Raw genomic sequence first — 5,275 nt, forward strand, 5'->3', positions numbered from 1 at the left:
TATCAAGATGACAAACTTAGATGGGGATACCTCTCTGCAAGTTTAATGGACAGTGCGCGCTTGGGGCGTGATGAGACTTACCAGAACCTTAAGACCGTCTTAGCTGATAAAAACCATTTCATTATGACAACGAATGTCGATCGTCTGTTCTACAAAAATGGCTTTGATGGCGACAAGATTTATACGCCTCAGGGTGACTCTTTCTTGTTTCAGTGCAAAACACCTTGTTCTCAAGAAGTATGGGATGCTTTGCCATTGCTTAAAGAGATGGAACAACACATTGACCCAGAAACCCAGATGCTCACCGATGACAAATATGTACCCACCTGCCCTCATTGTGGTGGCGAAGTCTACATGAATGTGAGAAGTGGCCCATTCTACATCAGCAAGCATTACGAGCCTCAACATGAAAGACTCAATCAATGGCTAACCGATATCGCAGGTAAGAAACTTTTACTGCTTGAAATTGGTGTTGGCTTTAACACGCCGGGGGTCATTAGAGCACCTTTTGAGCACCTAGCTAAACAAATTCCGAACTGTACTTTAGTTCGAATTAACCCAAAAGATGCTCACGGGCCAGAGGGGACGCTCTCAGTTCAACAAGGCATCAAAGAAACGCTCTCAAGTTTAGTTTCAGCTTAAGGAAATACCTATGAGTAAGACATACCTATACATCCAATTTAAAATTAAAGAGATGGAAGCCTTTCAACAGTACGCTGCAAACGTATCTGACACCGTAGCTTTGTATGGCGGCAAAACTATTGCAGTTAATAAGGAGCCTAGCGCACTTCATGGTTCAGTTGATATCGATGCTAGCGTGATTCAAGAATGGCCATCTCTAGAAGCCGCACAAGCTTGGTTAGATTCACCAGAGTATGCGCCACTTAAGCAATTACGTGATGATCGTGCTCTTAGCGACCTAAAAATCATTCCAGTACCAGCACTAAGCTAATCCATAATTAATAACCATTGTGCCCTTTTTTACTCGACTTTTCGGGCACTTTGGTTATTTCCAAAGGAGCCTTATTGAACCATAGAATCCCTCATTGCTGCTCTTTCACTCTAAGCTGTAGGAATTTTATGAAAATGAAATCTGGCGTTTTAGTTCATCGATAACCAACTCAACCGCTTTGGTTTTTGTCTTCGTCGGGTACACCAAGTAAATCCCTTCATCACTCGCAATTTCAATCTCAGGTAAAAGCTCAATGAGCTCTCCACTTTCTAAGTGTTCTTGAATCATAAACGTTGGGAAGATGCCGTATCTACTGCCCCTTAATACACTTTGTACGATCAACTCAGCGTCACTTAGCAGTAAGTTGCTTTCCAAACGGTGCGACCGAATCACGCCTTCCGAGTCGTAATAAGAGAACTGCTTATTGGAGTGTTCTTGTCGTGCATAGAGCACCGAAGGTAGCGAGGAGAGATCATCAAGAGACTGTGGCACACCGTGTTGAGCAATAAAGCTTGGCGTGGCGACGAGCTTAAAGCTAAAACTGTGTAGCTTCTGCGCAACAAGATTGGTATCTCTTGGTTTCCATACCCTAAGCGACAAATCAAAGCGTTGCTTTATCAAATCGACCTGATCATCGTTAAGCTCAAATTCGATTGTCAGTTTGCTAAATTGGTCACTTATCTTCTCTAACACAGGAAACACATATCGCCTGCCGAGGTAATAACCGCAAGTGACTCGAACTGTACCCTGTATCGTCTCTTGTTCGAGATTGGCAGATTCGACAATATTTTGAGACAACGCTTTGATTTTACATGCATCTTGATACGTCGCGTTACCCAATGAGGTTAATGATAGCGAGCGCGTTGAACGGTTGAACAATACGCTCCCCAATCCTTGTTCTAGCTTTTTTATCTGGCGGCTAATGTATGCGACATCTGTATCTCTCATGTTCGCAGCTGCGGTGAAACTGCCAGCGTCAACAACATCGACAAACACCATCAGTAGTTTCAAGTCTAGGTTTGTTTCACTCATCACTTTGCCTATTGCCTATATGTACAAAAGTATTTTGTGTGTTGTTGTATTTATTGTCAAAAGATTCACCCGTAAATTCGTTTGTATCCATTGGAGCAAAGCAATGCTCACTTAAAGCAACTGTCTATTGGGAGAACCTCATGATTGTCAATACAGTAAAAGGCCAAGTAAAACCTGAATTCAAAGAAAAGTTCATTGCTCACATGGCAGAACTTGCTGAAACAGTCAGAGCAGAAAAGGGTTGTATTGCCTACGACTTGAACGTCGATACAGAAAACGAGTTAGTGCTCTTTCTTTATGAAAAGTGGGAAAGCAAAGAAGATATTCTTGCTCACCTCGCAACAGAACACATGCAGTCTCACCTTGCTGAAGCGCAGCCATGGTTCGACTCACTAGAGATGGAAACATTTGAAGCAACCAAGTTTGATCTGTTCTGAGGTAGATAATGGACAAAACACTTATCGGTACATGGGCATTAAAAAGGTTTACGCTCACCAGTGACAATGGTGGCGATGTCTTATTCCCATTTGGTGAGGAACCCAGCGGCCAGCTTATTTACACCGAAGACGGGTTTATGAGTGTTGCTCTGCACAATAGTGAGCGTGAAGCTTTTTCGTCTGATGACATTTTATCCGGTAGCGAACAGGAATTCGTCTTAGCGATGAAAACATACAGCTCTTATGCGGGCCGTGTGGTTTTCAAAGAGAAAGGTAAGCTACAACACGTGATTGAGCATTCCCTATTTCCTAACTGGGTTGGCCATTCAGAAGAACGAGAATACAGCGTAGAAGGTGACAAACTCACGCTGAAAACACCTCCATTTTTCATTGCGGGAGCAGAGAGAGTTGGCGTCGTAATTTTCCAAAAGCGGAATTGATATGAGGTGAATAATTCGAGTCGGGGGTATTAAAGCATGGCCCAGGTCTAGCCAAATAACTCAACCTTTCGAATTTGTCTAAGGGAAGCAAATGACCGCTTCCTTTAGTATTCGAAATACGTGCATGGATACGCTGAAGCACCGATTTCATTTTCCGATTGATATACAAAAATAGCCTTCCCCCTCCTCCGACTCGTCCATCAAATGGCACTTCATGAGCAGAGATCTATAGCAAGTCATTGTAAACATAGACAACATAGATATTGTGAATTCATTACAAGCTACAGACAATTTTATGAATATTTGAGCTCGGTAACCTAGAAAAGCTAGACTTCGAAGATTATTTAATTCACGCTTAGAAATAAATAGTTACATAATTTTCGCTTGTTCCGAATGGAACTGAATCTAACACTTAAGAAGGTTTACAATGCTTAAGAAACTCTCATTGAAAAACAAACTCGCGATTTCAGCGAGTACGGCCATCATAGTCGGGGGGCTACTCGTAGAAGCTTTGTCATTCAATGCTTCACTAAATCGCATGGATGTAGAAGTTGAGCAGCGCCTTGAGAGTACAACGGCATCTTATAATCAATACGTAACTGATTGGTTGCTATCGAAGGAGCGAGCCTTGACTTCGTTGTCTCAAGAAGTCAATAAATCCGCTATCGTGACGCACCTGAAGCAAGTTAGCCACTCTGCAGATTTCGATAACGTATTCTTGGCTTATCCAGATGGTAGTCAAGATAACGCAAATGGCGTTGTGCTGCCGCCAGGAAACGATGATCCGCGTCAATGGGGTTGGTATATCAACGCCGTCGCCAATCCTAGCAAAGTATTTATGGACAACCCAACTGTTGCCGCCGCTACCGGTGCCAATGTTGTCTCGTTAGGTAAAGCGCTCAATCTGCATGGCCAACAGGTCGTATTAGGTGCTGATGTAGAAATCACTGACATTCTGAACAGCATGGATAAAGTGATCCTTCCTGGCGACGGCTATATGTTCATCGCTAATGAGAAAGGCAATATCTTTACTCATAAAGACACTAAGCTTCTTAATCAGCCGGTGACACAACTGGGCTTAGACTTCGATACCATTCAAAACGCATCACGCAGTGGCCAAGACCAATCAATTTCAATCTCTGGGGAAGAGTACGTATTATACGCTCAGCAGATTGATGGAACGTCACTAACAACCGTTACTGTCATAAACTACGGTTCTTTGGTCGCACCTTTATTTGAGGCTGTGTGGGGTCAAGTATTAGCAACAGCCATCGTAGTAGTTATTTGTACACTGCTATTCAACCTACTTTGTAACATCCTATTTAGGCCTTTAAACAACGTTTCGCAAGCACTTGAGCAAATTGCCAATGGTAGTGGTGATCTTACTCAGCGAATTGATGTCGAAAGCGAAGATGAAGTGGGTCGTCTCGCCCATAACTTCAATACTTTTGTGAACAGTCTACAAAAGCTAATTGGCCATATCCGAGAGCAAGCACATCTCATCAATGAACAGTCAGATAACAATACACAGCGCTCTAACCATGCCGTTTCCGAGATTCACCACCAGCAACAAGAGATCACCATGGTTGCGACGGCGGTAACAGAACTTGCAAGCGCAACCCGCGAAATTGCCTCCAACGCAGAGCAAACGGCGAATGCAGCGCAAGGCTCAACCGAGAGCACCAATAATGGTCAATCTTTAGTACAGAGAACGAAAGGATCAATCAATAACCTTGCGATTGAACTGAATGAAGCAAGTTCTGTTATCAGTGATTTGGATCGCCACGCACAAGAGATTTCGACTGTACTTTCGACCATTCAAGGCATTGCTGAACAAACCAACTTATTGGCACTTAACGCTGCAATTGAGGCAGCACGCGCGGGTGAGCAAGGTCGAGGTTTCGCTGTAGTAGCTGATGAAGTTCGCGTCCTGTCACAACGAACTCATGCATCCACAGAAGAAATTAAAACAACGATTGATACACTCCAGCAAACCACGACCCGTGCAGTAAGTTTAATGGATAGCAGTTCAGGTTTGGCAAACAAGTCAGTATCAGATGCGGATCAAGCAACCAATGCCCTGAGTGAAATCCATGATGCAGTTTCGTTAATCAGTGACATGGCAACACAGATTGCAACAGCAGCGGAAGAACAAACACACGTCACTGGCGAGATCACACAGAACATTACCTCTATAAAAGACGTCGCCGACGAGCTTGTCATCAGTACTCAAGATAGCTCACAAGAATCAACGAAGTTGAAGCAGCAAGCGCAAGAACTAACAGACAAAGTAGCGACCTTTAAACTCTCGTAGTTTTTGCAAAAACAGCTCACATTGAAAACGGCCAGGCTAAATACCTGGCCGTTTTTTTATACGTAGATTACCCAAAGATCATAAATAACGTTGTAACCTA

At 43.3% G+C, this 5,275-nt stretch carries 6 protein-coding genes; 5 read left to right on the plus strand and 1 reads right to left on the minus strand.

Features of this window, described 5'->3' with window-relative positions:
• Together AC4MRV_RS21060 and AC4MRV_RS21065 are read left to right on the plus strand one after the other, a co-directional pair.
• Positions 1-642 (plus strand): SIR2 family NAD-dependent protein deacylase (locus AC4MRV_RS21060; RefSeq protein ID WP_491189249.1); only part of this gene is annotated, 642 nt, incomplete at its 5' end.
• A 10-nt stretch (positions 643-652) separates the two neighbouring features.
• On the plus strand, positions 653-952 hold the full coding sequence (locus AC4MRV_RS21065; RefSeq protein ID WP_152471072.1) for a DUF1330 domain-containing protein: 300 nt from the start codon (positions 653-655) through the stop codon (positions 950-952).
• Positions 953-1,078: 126 nt separating this feature from the next.
• Here AC4MRV_RS21065 and AC4MRV_RS21070 read toward each other — a convergent pair whose 3' ends face one another.
• A complete protein-coding gene (locus AC4MRV_RS21070) occupies positions 1,079-1,984 on the minus strand; it encodes a LysR family transcriptional regulator (protein ID WP_491189250.1) in 906 nt (301 codons plus the stop codon).
• A 140-nt stretch (positions 1,985-2,124) separates the two neighbouring features.
• Here AC4MRV_RS21070 and AC4MRV_RS21075 point away from each other — a divergent pair, with 140 nt between their 5' ends.
• The 3 genes from AC4MRV_RS21075 to AC4MRV_RS21085 all read left to right on the plus strand — a co-directional run bounded on the left by AC4MRV_RS21075 (position 2,125) and on the right by AC4MRV_RS21085 (position 5,175).
• A complete protein-coding gene (locus AC4MRV_RS21075) occupies positions 2,125-2,421 on the plus strand; it encodes a putative quinol monooxygenase (RefSeq protein WP_491189251.1) in 297 nt (98 codons plus the stop codon).
• A gap of 8 nt (positions 2,422-2,429) precedes the next feature.
• Positions 2,430-2,861 (plus strand): lipocalin-like domain-containing protein, encoded by a 432-nt coding sequence (locus AC4MRV_RS21080; protein WP_491189252.1) that lies wholly within the window; start codon positions 2,430-2,432, stop codon positions 2,859-2,861.
• A gap of 427 nt (positions 2,862-3,288) precedes the next feature.
• A complete protein-coding gene (locus tag AC4MRV_RS21085) occupies positions 3,289-5,175 on the plus strand; it encodes a methyl-accepting chemotaxis protein (RefSeq protein WP_491189253.1) in 1,887 nt (628 codons plus the stop codon).
• Positions 5,176-5,275: the final 100 nt, after the last annotated feature.

Source organism: Vibrio sp., from assembly GCF_984391705.1.